The sequence below is a fragment of the Pseudomonas citronellolis genome (assembly GCF_001586155.1).
GTDB lineage: Bacteria > Pseudomonadota > Gammaproteobacteria > Pseudomonadales > Pseudomonadaceae > Pseudomonas > Pseudomonas citronellolis.
Map to the genome: position 1 here is coordinate 5,601,935 of NZ_CP014158.1, position 15,320 is coordinate 5,617,254.

Annotated in this window: 14 protein-coding genes; 5 read left to right on the top strand and 9 right to left on the bottom strand. The window is 67.9% G+C overall.

Annotated features, from left to right (window positions below):
- Window positions 1-154: 154 nt before the first annotated feature.
- The 3 genes from PcP3B5_RS24540 to PcP3B5_RS24550 all read left to right on the top strand — a co-directional run bounded on the left by PcP3B5_RS24540 (window position 155) and on the right by PcP3B5_RS24550 (window position 3,988).
- Window positions 155-2,017 carry a histidine kinase gene (locus tag PcP3B5_RS24540; RefSeq protein WP_061562641.1) on the top strand — a complete coding sequence of 621 codons (1,863 nt, stop codon included), beginning with the start codon at window positions 155-157 and terminating at the stop codon, window positions 2,015-2,017.
- Complete coding sequence (gene narL, locus PcP3B5_RS24545; RefSeq protein ID WP_009616101.1) at window positions 2,014-2,667, top strand: two-component system response regulator NarL; 654 nt, start codon at window positions 2,014-2,016, stop codon at window positions 2,665-2,667. Before PcP3B5_RS24540 ends, narL begins: the two co-directional genes overlap by 4 nt.
- 952 nt (window positions 2,668-3,619) lie before the next feature.
- Complete coding sequence (locus PcP3B5_RS24550; RefSeq protein ID WP_009616100.1) at window positions 3,620-3,988, top strand: putative zinc-binding protein; 369 nt, start codon at window positions 3,620-3,622, stop codon at window positions 3,986-3,988.
- Between the two features lie 8 nt (window positions 3,989-3,996).
- Here PcP3B5_RS24550 and ubiT read toward each other — a convergent pair whose 3' ends face one another.
- The 9 genes from ubiT to PcP3B5_RS24595 form a co-directional block, all read right to left on the bottom strand.
- The gene (gene ubiT / locus PcP3B5_RS24555) at window positions 3,997-4,473 is read right to left on the bottom strand and encodes a ubiquinone anaerobic biosynthesis accessory factor UbiT (protein WP_058072773.1); all 477 of its coding nucleotides are present in this window, start codon (window positions 4,471-4,473) and stop codon (window positions 3,997-3,999) included.
- A complete protein-coding gene (locus PcP3B5_RS24560) occupies window positions 4,467-5,357 on the bottom strand; it encodes a U32 family peptidase (RefSeq protein ID WP_043315940.1) in 891 nt (296 codons plus the stop codon). The genes ubiT and PcP3B5_RS24560 overlap by 7 nt, the downstream gene beginning before the upstream one ends.
- Before the next feature lie 11 nt (window positions 5,358-5,368).
- Entirely contained in the window at window positions 5,369-6,364 is a 996-nt protein-coding gene (gene ubiU / locus PcP3B5_RS24565; RefSeq protein WP_009616097.1) for a ubiquinone anaerobic biosynthesis protein UbiU, read from the bottom strand.
- A 60-nt stretch (window positions 6,365-6,424) separates the two neighbouring features.
- Window positions 6,425-7,660, bottom strand: a complete 1,236-nt coding sequence (locus PcP3B5_RS24570) for a molybdopterin molybdotransferase MoeA (protein ID WP_061563334.1) — start codon at window positions 7,658-7,660, stop codon at window positions 6,425-6,427.
- Window positions 7,657-8,229 (bottom strand): molybdenum cofactor biosynthesis protein B, encoded by a 573-nt coding sequence (gene moaB, locus PcP3B5_RS24575; protein WP_009616095.1) that lies wholly within the window; start codon window positions 8,227-8,229, stop codon window positions 7,657-7,659. Before moaB ends, PcP3B5_RS24570 begins: the two co-directional genes overlap by 4 nt.
- Before the next feature lie 83 nt (window positions 8,230-8,312).
- Window positions 8,313-8,765, bottom strand: coding sequence for a molybdopterin synthase catalytic subunit MoaE (moaE, locus tag PcP3B5_RS24580; RefSeq protein ID WP_009616094.1), 453 nt, complete (start codon window positions 8,763-8,765; stop codon window positions 8,313-8,315).
- A 4-nt stretch (window positions 8,766-8,769) separates the two neighbouring features.
- Window positions 8,770-9,018, bottom strand: a complete 249-nt coding sequence (locus PcP3B5_RS24585; RefSeq protein ID WP_009616093.1) for a MoaD/ThiS family protein — start codon at window positions 9,016-9,018, stop codon at window positions 8,770-8,772.
- Window positions 9,015-9,491 (bottom strand): cyclic pyranopterin monophosphate synthase MoaC, encoded by a 477-nt coding sequence (gene moaC / locus PcP3B5_RS24590; RefSeq protein ID WP_009616092.1) that lies wholly within the window; start codon window positions 9,489-9,491, stop codon window positions 9,015-9,017. The genes PcP3B5_RS24585 and moaC overlap by 4 nt, the downstream gene beginning before the upstream one ends.
- Before the next feature lie 1,085 nt (window positions 9,492-10,576).
- On the bottom strand, window positions 10,577-11,968 hold the full coding sequence (locus tag PcP3B5_RS24595) for a PhoH family protein (RefSeq protein ID WP_061562642.1): 1,392 nt from the start codon (window positions 11,966-11,968) through the stop codon (window positions 10,577-10,579).
- Window positions 11,969-12,375: 407 nt separating this feature from the next.
- On the opposite strand from PcP3B5_RS24595, the gene yaaA reads away from it, so the two are divergent.
- Together yaaA and algD are read left to right on the top strand one after the other, a co-directional pair.
- The gene (yaaA, locus tag PcP3B5_RS24600) at window positions 12,376-13,155 is read left to right on the top strand and encodes a peroxide stress protein YaaA (RefSeq protein WP_061562643.1); all 780 of its coding nucleotides are present in this window, start codon (window positions 12,376-12,378) and stop codon (window positions 13,153-13,155) included.
- Between the two features lie 854 nt (window positions 13,156-14,009).
- Entirely contained in the window at window positions 14,010-15,320 is a 1,311-nt protein-coding gene (gene algD / locus PcP3B5_RS24605) for a GDP-mannose 6-dehydrogenase (protein WP_043312658.1), read from the top strand.

Consider the following 15,320-nt stretch of genomic DNA (forward strand, 5'->3'; position numbering starts at 1 on the left):
ATGCCGTTGGCCGCACGTTAGGCAGAGCCCATTCGGCGTCCGTTGACCGCGATCAATGAGCCCGGGGCCGTTTCATGGGCAGATGTGCGCCGCTACCTACAAATGGGTATCGTCGAAATGCATGCACAACACTTTGATTTAAAAGGTTTTTTCAATGAATACAGGCACTCGTTCGGAGCCTGATGCGGCCGAGCGGTTCTTTGGAGGTATGGCCCCCGCCAGCCGCCAGACCCTGCGCCGCTCCATCGTCCTGCGCTTCGGCTGCTACCTCACCCTGCTGGTGTCCCTGGCCCTGGCCGGCATGTTCAGCGCCCTGCTGTTCGCCGACTACTCGCACCAGGACGCGGCGGTGATCAACCAGGCCGGCTCGCTGCGCATGCTCAGCTACCGCCTGGCCCTGGAACCCTCGGCGGAAGGCCGCCAGGCGCTGCGCCGGACCCTCGGCGAACGCCTGGAAAGCAGCGAGATCGCGCGCCTGCTGCAACGCGCCGACGCCGACGACCCGCTGCGCCACCAGCACCAGCTGCTGCGCCTGGAACTGGCCAGCCTGGACGTCGCCCAGACCCCGGCCCTGGCCACCCTCGACACCCTGGTCGGGCACATCGACGCCTTCGTCGGCACCCTGCAGCGCAACGCCGAGCAGCGCTCGCAGATGCTCAGCACGGTGCAGGGCCTGTGCCTGTTCCTCAGCCTGCTGGTGGTGTTCGTCAGCCTCTACGACCTCAGCTACCACGTGGTCGGCCCGCTGCGCGAGCTGACGCAGACCGCCCGCCGCCTGGGCCGCGGCCAGCTGGAGGCGCGCGTCAGCTACAGCGGCGAGGACGAGCTGAGCCAGCTGGGCGAGCGCTTCAACCAGATGGCCGAGGAGCTGCAGGGCATCTACGGCGAGCTGGAAGCGCGGGTGGCGGACAAGACCCGCGCTCTCTCCCACAGCCACCAGCGCCTGGAACTGCTCTACGCCAGCGCCCGCCGCCTCGGCCAAAACCCCTACGACGAACGCAGCCTGCGGCCGCTGCTGGGCCAGCTGGAGCAGGTGCTGCAGGCCGGCAAGGTGACCCTCTGCCTGAACAAGGACGGCGTCGAGCGTGCCTACAACTCGCTGACCCCCAGCGGCGCCATCGCCGACTTCTGCCTGCAGGGCGACTGCGGCACCTGCCGCACCCGGGCCGACAGCTGTGGCGAGGGCGGTGGCCTGCAACCACTGCTGATGTTCCCCCTGGCCAGCGGCGAACACCGTTTCGGCGAGCTGTTCGTGGAAGCCAGCGGGCGCCTGGAAGAATGGCAGGCGCAATGCATCGCGGCCTTCTGCGACAACATCGCCCGCACCTTCGCCCTGACCCTGCAGCAGGAGCAGGAAAGCCGCCTGGCGCTGTTCGCCGAGCGCAGCACCATCGCCCGCGAGCTGCACGACTCGCTGGCGCAGTCGCTGTCGTACCTGAAGATCCAGGTCAGCCGCCTGGGTACCCTGCTCAAGCGCGAGGCGCCGGCGCAGAAGATCGACGAAACCCTGGACGAGCTGCGCGAGGGCCTCAACAGCGCCTACCGCCAGCTGCGCGAGCTGCTCACCACCTTCCGCCTGAGCCTGGAGCGCTCCAGCCTGGCGGTGGCGCTGGAGGACACGGTGCGCGAGTTCGCCGAGCGCGGCGAACTGACCATCGAGCTGGACAACCGCCTGGCGCACATCCCGCTCAACCCCAACGACGAGATCCACCTGCTGCAGATCGTCCGCGAGGCGCTGTCCAACGTGGTCCGCCATGCCCACGCCGACTGCGCGCGGGTGGTGCTGGCCGAGGACGACGACGGCCAGGTGCTGGTCAGCATCGAGGACGATGGCGTGGGCCTTGACCCAACGCAGAACCGCAACGGCCACTATGGGCTTAGTATCATGCGCGAACGCAGCCAGACCCTCGGCGCCGACTTCCACATCGCCCCGCGCGAGCCGCGCGGCACCCGCGTCAGCCTGAGCTTCCAGCCACACCCCCTGTCCCAACGTCAGCGCGAGGAGTCCACCCCATGACCGCCAGCCCCACCGACGATCGAGCCCGCATCCTGCTGGTGGACGACCACCCGATGATGCGCCGCGGGGTGATCCAGCTGCTGGAGTTCGAGGACGACCTCAGCGTGGTCGGCGAGGCCGGCAGCGGCGAGGAAGCCCTGCGCCTGGCCGCCGAGCTGGACCCGGACATGATCCTGCTGGACCTCAACATGAAGGGCATGAACGGCCTGGAAACCCTGCGCGCGCTGCGCGAGAACGGGGTGGACGCGCGCATCGTGGTGTTCACCGTGTCCGACGACCGCGGCGACGTGATCAGCGTGCTGCGCGCCGGCGCCGACGGCTACCTGCTCAAGGACATGGAGCCCGAGCGCCTGCTGGAGCACATCCGCCAGGCTGCCACCGGCCAGCTCAGCGTCAGCCCGCAACTGACCCAGGTGCTGGCCCAGGCCCTGCGCGGCGACGAGCACCCCAAGCGCCTGGAAGACCTGACCGACCGCGAACGGCAGATCCTCCGCCAGCTCGCCCAGGGCTTCAGCAACAAGATGATCGCCCGCAAGCTGGACATCACCGAAGGCACGGTGAAAGTCCACGTCAAGCGCGTGCTGCACAAACTGGGCATGCGCTCGCGGGTGGAAGCGGCGGTATGGGCGGTGGAGAACCGCCTGGGTTGAAAACCAGGACCGGACCGGCGCGATTCGCGGATAAGATCCGCTCCTACGCAACCCCGTCCACGCCATTCCCCTGTAGGAGCGCGCCCTGCGCGCGAATCGCGGGCAGGGCCCGCTCCTACAATTGGCGTATAACCGCGAACGGTTATACGCCCTACGCTCCCGGGAAGCACGGTCGTAGGAGCAACTGTCTTGCGCCGAGGTGCTCTTCGTAGGATGGGTTGAGCTTGCGATACCCATGCTGCCGTGGTGATGGGTATCGCTTCGCTCAACGCCATCCTACGAAAAGCCGTGCGTCCTGGTACCGTAGGACCTTATCCGCGATGGCCGGAACCAACGGCGCGATTCGCGGATGAGATCCGCTACGCAACCCCGGCTACGCCATTCCCCTGTAGGAGCGCGCCCTGCGCGCGATTCGCGGGCAGGGCCCGCTCCTACAATTGGCGTATAACCGCGAACGGTTATACGCCCTACGCTCCCGGGAAGCACGGTCGTAGGAGCAACTGTCTTGCGCCGAGGTGCTCTTCGTAGGATGGGTTGAGCTTGCGATACCCATGCTGCCGTGGTGATGGGTATCGCTTCGCTCAACGCCATCCTACGAAAAGCCGTGCTTCCTGGCACCGTAGGACCTTGTCCGCGATGGCCGGACGTCCCGGCGCGATTCGCGGATAAGATCCGCTCCTGCGCCGCCCCACCTACACCATTCCCCTGTAGGAGCGCGCCCTGCGCGCGATTCGCGGGCAGGGCCCGCTCCTACAGGTTACCGGGAGGTACGGTATTCCTCCTCCGTAGGAGCGGACCTTGTCCGCGATAACCGGACATACCGGCGCGATCCGGGGCCCCATGTAAAACCCTCATACCTCCACAGGAGTAGCCGTCAGCACGAATTGACGCAGGTCATGTCGCCGCGCCTGGCCGCCGCCGGACACTGCGCACTCACTGCGCGGAGGTCGTCATGCACCCGAAGTCCCAGTTGCCCCTCGTGTATTCCTGTTCCGGCTGTTCCAACCTGGCCCAGTTGGCCAATGACCTGGCCCTGCGCCTGGACCGCGACGGCCTGGCGGAGATGTCCTGCATCGCCGGCGTCGGCGGCGACGTGCCGCCGCTGGTGAAGAAAGCCTGCTCCGGCCGGCCGATCCTCGCCCTGGACGGCTGCCACCTGCACTGCGTGCGCGGCTGCCTGGCGCGCCATGGGGTGATCCCCGCGCACGCGCTCACCCTCACCGACTACGGGCTGCGCAAGCGCTACGGCGAAAGCAGTTCGCTCGACGATTTCGAGATGCTCTACGAGGAACTGCAGTTCCTCCTGCTCAGCAGCGCCTGAGCATCGCCTCAGGCCTGCTGCGCCTGCACGCTGCGGGCGGCGCGCTGCAGGCCGTTCCACAGCCAGGGCGGCAGGCTGTCGGGGTCGAGGCTGTCGATCAGGTTCTTCAGCGCCAGGCCCAGTTCGGTGTCGCCCTCGATCACCAGGCGGCGGCGGAAGAACAGGGTGTCGGGGTCCTCCTGACGCCCGGCCAGCAGCAGGAAGTCGCGCCAGCCGCCGCGGATGGTCACGCTGGGCACCGGGCCTTCCGCCAGGTGCAGGCCGTTGCGGCCGCGGGTGAGGTTCCAGCCCAGGCCCAGGTCGCTCACCTCCAGGCGCAGCCAGTGGCCCTCCAGCAGGTCGAAGTCCCCAGCCGCCAGGGGCGCGGCGAACAGGCGGTTGGCGGCGCGTTGCAGCACCGCCCGCTGCAGCGGCGCGGGCACCCGCGCGGCCAGCGGCAACAGGCGTTCGGCGGCGCGCAGGGCGCCGGTTTCGAGATTCAGCACAGGTTCACCTCATCGCTGCGCAGCATGCCGGGGCGGCCATGCCAGTAACCGTTGCAACCTTCCACCGCCAGCGGCGGCGCGGCGCCGCGGCGCACCCGGTCGAAGGCCTGGACCACTTCCACCATGCCCTGCGCCCGCGGGCTCAGGCGCAGCATGTCGGCGCCGCAGTCGCGCAGCGAGGCGTAGTCGGCCAGCAGGTTGCCCGGCTCGCCGGACATCGTCTGGATGCCGTTGAGGGTGAACAGCGGCGCGCCTTCCTGGCTGAGCATCGACATCCCCTCCGGGTAGTTCTGGCAGCAGAACTGGCAGTCGTCCTTGGGCCGGTTCTCCGCGCGGGCGGTGAAGCAGCGCGCGGAGTACGCCAGGGGCAGGTGGCCGTAGGCGAACACCTCGGTTTCCAGGTCCTCCAGGCCCAGCTCCCGGGCCTGCTCCAGCACCGCCAGCACCTGCTCGCCGGAGCATTCCACCGGCGGCACCCAGCGGCGCAGGCCGCAGCCGTGCAGTTCGGCCAGGGCATGGCCGTTGTACAGGTTCAGCGCCGGGCCGCCGACGAATTCCACGCCCAGCCCATGCAGTATCTGCACCGCGCCCATGTCGTTGGCCTCCACCCGCAACTCGCCGTTGCCGCACAGCCGGCGCAGCGCCGACAGCTCGGAGGCCGCCTCGATCAGCGCCAGCCCCGAGAGGAGGATTTCCGCCCCGCTCTGCTGCGCCAACTCGCGGCCCAGGCCCAGCCAGTCGTCCAGCGACAGGGCGCGGCGCTTGGAGCACACGGTCTCGCCGAGGTAGATGGCGTCCAGCGGCTGTTCGGCCATCTGCGCGTAGAAGTCCAGGAGTGTCCGGCGGTCCCAGTAGAACAGCACCGGCCCCAGGCTGAGTTTCATCAGGCTTTCCCTCACTGCCAGGAACGATGGTAGGCGCCCAGGGTGGTCTGGTGGCCTTCGGAAAGTTTCTCCAGCGCGGCCTGCCACTGCGCCTGCGGCTGGTAGCGCTCCGGCGCGCGGCGCCAGCTGTCCAGCGCCTGGCGCCAGACGCGGGTGACCTGCTCGACATAGGCCGGGCTGCGCTGGCGGCCCTCGATCTTCACCGCCGCCACGCCGATCTGCGCCAGCTGTGGGATGAGGTCGATGGTATTGAGGCTGGTGGGCTCCTCCAGGGCATGGAAGCGCTGGCCGTCGACCACGAAGCGGCCCTTGCAGAGGGTCGGGTAGCCGGCCGGCTCGCCCGGCGCGTAGCGGTCGATCAGCACTTCGTTCAGGCGCGAGGTCAGCCCCTCGGGCTCCTCGCTCCAGCGCACCGCCTTGGCCGGCGAGCAGACGCCGCAGAGGTTCGGCGACTCGCCGGTGACGTAGGAGGACAGGTGGCAGCGCCCCTCGGCCATGATGCACAGGCTGCCGAAGGCGAAGACTTCCACCGGCACCGGGCTGTTCGCCGCCACCTGGCGCACCTGGGCCAGCGACAGCACACGCGGCAGCACCGCGCGGCGGATGCCGTAGCGCTCGTGGTAGAAGGCCAGCGCCGCGACGTTGGTCGCCGAGCCCTGCACCGACAGGTGCAACGCCAGCTCCGGATGGCGCCGCGCGGCGTAGCCGAGCACCGCGCAGTCGGCGGCGATCAGCGCGTCCACGCCCAGTTCGGCGGCGTGGTCCACGGCCCGCTGCCAGCGCGGCCAGCCGGCGGCGCCGGGGTAGGTGTTGACCGCCAGGTAGAGCTGCCGGCCGGCCGCGCGGATCAGCCCCAGGCCCTCCTGCAATTGGCGATCGTCGAGGTTCAGCCCAGCGAAGTGGCGGGCGTTGGTGTCGTCGCGGAAACCCACGTAGATGGCGTCGGCGCCTTCGCGCAGCGCCGACTTGAGGGCGGGCAGGCTGCCCGCCGGACATACCAGTTGCATGCTTCCCCCTTGCATGGAACGGCCGCCGCGCCTCGGCGAGGCCGGCGGCCAGGGCTGACGTCAGCCGTACAGTTCGCTGAACGGCAGGTAGGCCACGGGCTCGCCGGCGGCGAGGGTGCGCCCCGCCTCCACCACCGCCAGGCCGTCGGCCCAGCTGGCGGCCAGCAGCATGGCCGAGCCCTGCTGCGGGTGGATTTCCACCCGGCTGGCGCCGCTGGCGTCGGTGGCCAGGCGCGCCCGCAGGTACTGGCGGCGCTTGTTCGGCTGCGGCCAGGCGAAGGCCGCCGGCAGGTTCAGCGGCGCCAGCGCGGTCTCGGCCAGCCCCTGGGCGCGGCGCAGGAAGGGCCGCGCCGCCACCAGGGCGGTGACCAGCGCCGCCGCCGGGTTGCCCGGCAGGCCCAGCCAGGGCTTGCCGGCCACGCTGCCGAAGGCCAGCGGCTTGCCCGGCTGCATCGCCAGGCGCCACAGGTGCAGCTCGCCGAGGGCGCCGACCGCCTGCTTGAGATGGTCGCGCTCGCCCACCGAGACGCCGCCGCTGCTGATCAGCACGTCGCATTCGGCGGCGGCCAGTTCCAGGGCGTCGCGGCTGGCGGCCAGGGTGTCGACCAGCACTTCGTATTCCTGTACGTCCAGGCCCCATTGGCGCAGCAGGGCGCCGAGGCTGAAGCGGTTGGCGTTGTAGATCTGCCCCGGCGCCAGCGCCTGGCCGGGCTCGCGCAGCTCGTCGCCGCTGCTCAGCAGGCATACGCGCAGGCGCCGGTACACCGGCACCCGGGCCTGGCCCACGGCGGCCAGCAGGCCCAGTTCCTGGGGTCGCAGGCGGAGTCCGGCGCGCAACAGCGGCGCGCCCTGGCGCAGTTCTTCGCCACGGCGGCGCACATGGCTACCGACCGTGACCGGCGGCAACCACACACGGTCGCCTTCGGCCCGGCAATCCTCCTGGGCCACCACACTGTCGGCCCCCGGCGGCAAGGGCGCGCCGGTGAAGATGCGTACAGCGCAACCCGCCGGCAACGCCTGGTCGCCCGCCTCGCCGGCGGCGATGCAGCCGGCCAGCGCCAGGCTGCCGCCGCCCGCCGGCACGTCGGCCGCGCGCAGGGCGTAGCCGTCCATCGCGCTGTTGTCCCAGTGCGGCAGGTCACAGGGGGCTTCCAGGTCGCTGGCCAGCACCCGGCCGAGGGCATCGGCCAGGGCCACGGATTCCACCGCCGGCGGCGCCGGGGCGCGCGCCAGCAGCTCGGCCAGGGCCTCGTCCACCGGTTTCAGGCCGTGGCCGTCACAGCCGCAGCCGCTCATGACCGGCTGCCGCAGGCACAGGCGCCGCCGCCGCAACCGCCCTCGGGCCTGGGCGGGGTCTTCAGGTGCGGCACGAAGTTGCACGGCCGGGTGCGGCTGTCCAACTGCGCGGCGAGAATTTCCCGCCAGGCGGTGCGGCAGGCGCCGGGCGAGCCGGGCAGGCAGCAGACCAGGGTGCCGTTGGTGACGCCGGCCAGGGCCCGCGACTGGATGCTGGAGGTGCCGATCTCGCCCAGGGAGACCTGGCGGAAGAGTTCGCCGAAGCCCTCGACGCGCCGCTCCAGCAGCGGCTCGACGGCCTGCGGGGTGTTGTCGCGGGCGGTGAAGCCGGTGCCGCCGGTGATCAGCCCGACCTGGATGCGTGGGTCGGCGATCCAGGCGCAGACCACCGCGCGGATCTGGTGGATGTCGTCCACCACCAGGCGCCGCTCGGCCAGCACGTGGCCAGCCTCGCGCAGGGCGTCGGCCAGGGTCTGGCCGGAATCGTCGGTTTGCAGGGTGCGGGTGTCGCTGACGGTCAGCACGGCGATCTGCAGGCTCTGGAAGTCCTGCGTGGCCAGGTGGCTCATGGCTGCCTCCGGGGAAGGATGAGACTGCGGCCAGCCTGCGCCTCGGCGGCTGGCCTGCCCATTCCTCGGAAGAGGTAGCGCGACTATTTGTCCCAGCGCTGCGCCGCGGCCTGGTCGCTGCAGCGGCCTTCCACCCAGCGCGGGCCTTCGGCGGTGTCTTCCTTCTTCCAGAAGGGCGCGCGGGTCTTGAGGTAGTCCATGACGAAGTTGCAGGCGTCGAACGCCGCCTGGCGGTGGGCGCTGGCGGTGCCGACGAAGACGATGGGCTCGCCCGGCTCCAGGCGGCCGATGCGGTGGAGGATCTCCAGGCGCAGCAGCGGCCAGCGCTCCCGGGCCTGCCCGGCGATCTTCTCCAGGGCCCTCTCGGTCATGCCCGGGTAGTGTTCGAGGAACATGCCGCCGACCTCGCGGCCGTCGTTGAAGTCACGCACGTAGCCGACGAAGCCGACCACCGCGCCGATGCCGACGTTGGCGGCATGCAGCGCGTTGACCTCGGCGCCGGGGTCGAAGGGGCTTTCCTGGACGCGGACGGCCATGGCCTCAGCCTCCGGTGACGGTGGGGAAGAAGGCCACCTCGTCGCCATCGGCGAGGGGCTCGTCGAGGGCACACAACTCCTGGTTGCGCGCGCACATCAGGTTCTGCTCGGCCAGCACCTGCCAGGCGCCGCCGCGTTGCAGCAGGTGTTCGCGCAGGCCGTCGACGCTGGCGAAGGCCTCGCTCCAGCCCAGCTGCTCGCCGTCCAGGCCGAGGGCCTCGCGGTAACGGGCGAAGTATTGCACGCGGATCATCGGCCCTCCTCCGCACGATAGTGGCCGCTCTTGCCGCCGAGCTTCTCCAGCAGGCGCACGCCCTCGATGGTCATGCCCTTGTCCACGGCCTTGCACATGTCGTAGATGGTCAGCGCGGCGACGCTGGCGGCGGTCAGCGCCTCCATCTCCACGCCGGTCTGCCCGGCCAGCTTGCAGCGCGCCTCGATGCGCACGGCGTCCTCGCCGTCGGCCTGCAGCTCGACCTTGACGCTGGTGAGCAGCAGCGGGTGGCACAGCGGGATGAGTTCGTGGGTGCGCTTGGCCGCCTGGATGCCGGCGATGCGCGCCACGGCGAACACGTCGCCCTTGGGGTGGCCGCCGTCCTGGATCAGGCGCAGGGTTTCCGGGCGCATGCGCACCCGCGCTTCGGCCACGGCTTCACGGGAGGTCACCGCCTTGTCGGTGACGTCGACCATGTTGGCGCGGCCCTGGGAATCGAGATGGGTGAGCAAGGAAGGTCTCCGGGTAGAACGAGCGATGGCAACCAGTGTACGCCCTGGATGGGCCGTGGGGGGCCTGGCGAGAGGTGAAAAAGGAGGGGGGATTGTATACAAAAAGAGGTAGGGCGGGTCCAGGTCGGACGCTGGAATGGTGGCGGAGTCCGTCACCCTCACCCCAACCCTCTCCCAGAGGGAGAGGGGGCCGTTCGGCGTGGACGGAAAGTTCGGCCTCAACCTGTAGGAGCGAGCTTGCTCGCGAACAGGAGCTGCCGGCTGACTGCATGGCCCCCCGATCTGCCCAACGGTCCCCTCTCCCGCTTGCGGGGGAGGGTTAGGGAGGGGGTGCGGAGTCCAGGCCAAACGCTGGAGCAGCGGCGAAGTCCGTAACCCTCTCCCCAGCCCTCTCCCTGAAGGGAGAGGGGGCCGTCCGTGCCGGCTGGGAGAGCGGCTTTAGCCGGAAATTACGGTGGGGCCGGCTGACTGCCTAGCCCCTCGTTCTGCCCAACGGTCCCCTCTCCCGCTTGCGGGGGAGGGTTAGGGAGGGGGTGCGGAGTCCAGGTCAAACGCTGGAGCAGCGGCGAAGTCCGTAACCCTCTCCCCAGCCCTCTCCCTGAAGGGAGAGGGGGCCGTCCGTGCCGGCTGGGAGAGCGGCTTTAGCCGGAAATTACGGTGGGGCCGGCTGACTGCATGGCCGCCCGTTCTGCCCAACGGTCCCCTCTCCCGCTTGCGGGGGAGGGTTAGGGTGGGGGGCGAGTTCAGGCCGAGCGCTGGAGCAGCGGCGAAGTCCGTAACCCTCTCCCCAGCCCTCTCCCTGAAGGGAGAGGGGGCCGTCCGTGCCGGCTGGGAGAGCGGCTTTAGCCGGAAATTACGGTGGGGCCGGCTGACAGCATGGCCGCCCGTTCTGCCCAACGGTTCCCTCTCCCGCTTGCGGGGGAGGGTTAGGGTGGGGGTGCGGAGTCCAGGCCAAACGCTGGAGTATCGGCGAAGTCCGTAACCCTCTCCCCACCCCTCTCCCTGAAGGGAGAGGGGGCTTTCCGTGCATAGGGGAAGACTCGCGTACTCCGGCCAGCCCAGCAGGAGCCCGGCCGGCTCCGCGTTTACAGATGCGCCTCGGCGAACTCCGCCAGCACCGAGCGCGGTACCCCTTGCAGGGTCACGTGCACGCCGTGGGGGAAGTCCTTGAAGCGTTCGGTCAGGTAGGTCAGGCCGGAGCTGGTGGCCGACAGGTAGGGGGTGTCGATCTGCGCCAGGTTGCCCAGGCAGATCACCTTCGAGCCGTTGCCCGCGCGGGTGATGATGGTCTTCATCTGGTGCGGGGTGAGGTTCTGGCACTCGTCGATGAGGATCAGGCTCTGCTGGAAGCTGCGGCCGCGGATGTAGTTCAGCGACTTGAACTGCAGCGGCACCTTGCTGAGGATGTAGTCGACGCTGCCGTGGGTGCATTCGTCGTCCGAATGCAGGGCTTCGAGGTTGTCGGTGATGGCCCCCAGCCAGGGCTCCATCTTCTCGGCCTCGGTGCCGGGCAGGAAGCCGATGTCCTCGTCCAGGCCCTGCACGCTGCGGGTGGCGATGATGCGCCGGTAGCGCTTGGTGACCATGGTCTGCTCGATGGCCGCGGCCAGCGCCAGGATGGTCTTGCCCGAGCCCGCGGCGCCGGACAGGTTGACCAGGTGGATGTCCGGGTCGAGCAGCGCGTACAGCGCCAGCGACTGGTACAGGTCGCGCGGGCGCAGGCCCCAGGCTTCCTGGTGCAGCAGCGGCTCCTGGTGCAGGTCGAGGATCAGCAGTTCGTCCTGCTGGATGCCCTTGATCCAGCCGACGAAGCCCTGCTCGTCGACGATGAACTCGTTGATGTGCACCGCCGGCAGGTTGTCGGTGAGCTGCACGCGGTGCCAGGTGCGGCCGTGGTCCTGGCGCGTCTCCACCTTGCTGACGCGGTCCCAGAACGAGCCGTTCAGCGAGTGGTAGCCGCGCGGCAGCAGGGCCACGTCGTCGATCAGCTGGTCGGTGTGGTAGTCCTCCGCCGCCACCCCGCAGGCGCGCGCCTTCAGGCGCATGTTGATGTCCTTGGTGACCAGCACCACCCGGCGGCTGCTGTTGCGGCTCTGCAGCTCCACCAGCTGGTTGATGATCTTGTTGTCGTTGAGGTGCTCCGGCAGCCAGGTGATCGGCTCGGCGCGCTTGCTCATGAGAATCGACAGGCTGCCGCAGGGGCCGCTCTTGCCGCGCTGGATGGGAACCCCGTCCTCCACCTGCTCCGGGCTCGCCTCGCCCAGCACCTGGTCGATCAGGCGGATGGCCTGGCGGCATTCGGCGGCGACGGAGTGCTTGCCGGCCTTGAGCTTGTCGAGTTCCTCCAGCACCGTCATCGGGATGGCGACGTGGTGTTCCTGGAAGTTGAGCAGGGCGTTGGGATCGTGGATCAGAACGTTGGTGTCGAGGACGTAGAAGATCGGCTGGGTGGTGCTGGAACGTCCGTGGTCATCCATACGCGTGTCACCTCATTCTGGGGGCGTTACGACGGAATGCCGTGACAGCGCTCCGCCGTGCGGTGAGACGCCGGCTCTCGATGCCGGGGCTCGAGAGAGGTGCAAGCAAGGGACGGGCCGGGGCCGCCACCTGTCTGCAGGGTTCGGCGGTCTACGGCTCCAGAAATACAGGAAAAATTGTGACGGTAGAAAGTCTTTTTCCTTATCAGGCGAATTTTTTTCGCCGGCTGACGAAATACCTTGGCGCGGCTGCGTTACGGCGCTAATTTTATTAATCCGATCATCGGCTTATCCGCGCCCGACGGTCTTCCCGCGTCCCGCCTCATTGGCCCCGCCTATCGTCCCCATGGGTGGAGCCGGCCCCGGCAACTCCCTACAATCGCCCGACGCTTCGAGGAGACCGCACGATGCTGATGGTGATTTCCCCCGCCAAGACCCTGGACTACGAGACCCCGCCGGTCACCGACCGCCACACCCTGCCGCTGCACCTGGACGATGCACAGGAGCTGATCGGCGTGCTGCGCGAGATGACCCCGGCGCAGATCGGCAGCCTGATGAGCCTGTCGGACAAGCTCGCCGGCCTGAACGCCGCGCGCTACGCCAGCTGGCACCCCGACTTCAGCCCGGCCAACGCCAAGCAGGCGCTGCTGGCCTTCAAGGGCGACGTCTACACCGGCCTGGCCGCCGAGGACTTCGACGCCGCCGACTTCGACTTCGCCCAGCGCCACCTGCGCATGCTCTCCGGCCTTTATGGCGTGCTGCGGCCGCTGGACCTGATGCAGCCCTATCGCCTGGAGATGGGCACCCGGCTGGCCAATGCCCGCGGCGCCAACCTCTATGAGTTCTGGGGCGAGCGCATCAGCGCCTGGCTCAGCGAGGACCTCGCCGAGCAGGGCGACGCCGTGCTGCTCAACCTGGCCTCCAACGAATACTTCGGCGCGGTGAAGCGCAAGGCGCTGGACGCCCGCATCATCGACACCGAGTTCAAGGACCTGAAGAACGGCCAGTACAAGATCATCAGCTTCTACGCCAAGAAGGCCCGCGGGCTGATGGCGCGCTACGTGATCAAGGAGCGCCTGACCGACCCCGAGGGCCTGAAGGACTTCGACTACGCCGGCTACCGCTTCGCCGCCGAGGAGTCCTCCGCCGACCGCCTGGTGTTCCTGCGCGACCACCCCGACGCCTGACCTGCCCCCGAAAGTGACGGCCAAACGGCCGTCACGCCCCCTCCCCCGCTACCGTCGATCCCCCTCCAGCCCCCATGTGCCGCCGAATTACCCACACGGCGAAAATGGTCAAGGCTACCGTTCGTCGGCAACAGCCAAGACATTGAAAAAATTTTTCTCGCTCCCGCGCGCCATCACCACGGCAGAAAAGCGCCTTTTTTGCCATCGCGCATGTAATCCATTGGCCATTAAAAGCACCCCGCCATTACATGCAATTCACGATTGCAAGTTGCACGAAATACCTTGAAACACCCTCCCCGACATCCTGAACGGCAGCTGAACGAAGTGTAAAACGACTGAATCACCGCGGAACTTTTTCCAATCATTGCATTTTGCAAGTCCGCCAAAAACGACAGTCGTGTTTCAGCTTGATATCAAAAGCGCCTTATTTGATGGCGATTGGATATTTAATTCCGACCACTCCTCAGGATGGGTGGCAGGAACTATCGAGCGGCCTCGAACATCCTACTTCCGCAACGCCCATCATGGGTTTGTTGCCCATAACCAGGTTTTTCGAAAACGCATCGAGCGCTGCTCGAGGGACTCGTTCAACCTGAATAATTTCAATGAGTTATGAAATTAATGCAGAACTCCAAAGCAAACTTTAGTGCATCAGAAGAGTGCAATTAGTTCTAACTTTGCAATCACCCTGAAACATTAAAGTGCATGCCGCGGAACTCTGCCCGAATTGAGTGCAGAAAATTCGAGTCACTCACGGACTGCCTGAAGCGGCGCGCCTGACAGGGGCGCCGCAGCAAAAGGGAATTGGCCAGAAGGCCAACTTTTAACAGCTCGACAAAGCAGAGGTGAATACGATGCGTATCAGCATCTTTGGTCTTGGCTACGTCGGTGCAGTATGCGCCGGTTGCCTGTCCGCCCGTGGTCACGAAGTGATCGGCGTGGACGTTTCCACCACCAAGATCGACCTGATCAACCGCGGCAAGTCGCCCATCGTCGAACCGGGGCTGGAGCCCCTGCTGGAACAGGGCATCCGCACCTCGCGGCTGTCGGGCACCACCGACTTCAAGCAGGCGGTGCTGGACAGCGACGTCTCCTTCATCTGCGTCGGCACCCCGAGCAAGAAGAACGGCGACCTGGACCTGGGCTACATCGAGAGCGTCTGCCGCGAGATCGGCTACGCCATCCGCGAGAAGGCCGGCCGCCACACCGTGGTGGTGCGCAGCACCGTGCTGCCGGGCACCGTGAAGAACGTGGTGATCCCGATCATCGAGGACTGCTCGGGCAAGAAGGCCGGCGTCGACTTCGGCGTGGGCACCAACCCCGAGTTCCTGCGCGAGAGCACCGCGATCAAGGACTACGACTTCCCGCCGATGACCGTCATCGGCGAGCTGGACGCCCAGACCGGCGACCTGCTGGAGGAAATCTACCGCGAGCTGGACGCGCCGATCATCCGCAAGTCCATCGAGGTCGCGGAGATGATCAAGTACACCTGCAACGTCTGGCACGCCGCCAAGGTCACCTTCGCCAACGAGATCGGCAACATCGCCAAGGCCGTCGGCGTCGATGGCCGCGAGGTGATGGACGTGGTCTGCCAGGACCGCAAGCTGAACCTGTCGCGCTACTACATGAAGCCCGGCTTCGCCTTCGGCGGCTCCTGCCTGCCCAAGGACGTGCGCGCCCTCACCTACCGCGCCGGCCAGCTGGACGTCGAGCACCCGATGATCGGCTCGATCATGCGCAGCAACGCCTACCAGGTGCAGAAGGCCTTCGAAATCATCACCGCCCACGGCAGCCGCAAGGTCGGCCTGCTCGGCCTGTCGTTCAAGTCCGGCACCGACGACCTGCGCGAGAGCCCGCTGGTGGAGCTGGCCGAGATGCTCATCGGCAAGGGCTACGAGCTGCAGATCTTCGACCGCAACGTCGAGTACGCCCGCGTCCACGGCGCGAACAAGGAGTACATCGAGTCGAAGATCCCCCACGTCTCCTCGCTGCTGGTCTCCGACCTCGACCAGGTGGTGAAGACCTCCGACGTGCTGGTGCTGGGCAACGGCGACGAGCTGTTCGTCGACGTGGTGAACCAGGCGCCGCAGGGCAAGAAGGTGGTCGACCTGATCGGCTTCATGTCCCACGGCTCCGACGAGCGCGCCGAAGGCATCTGCTGGTAA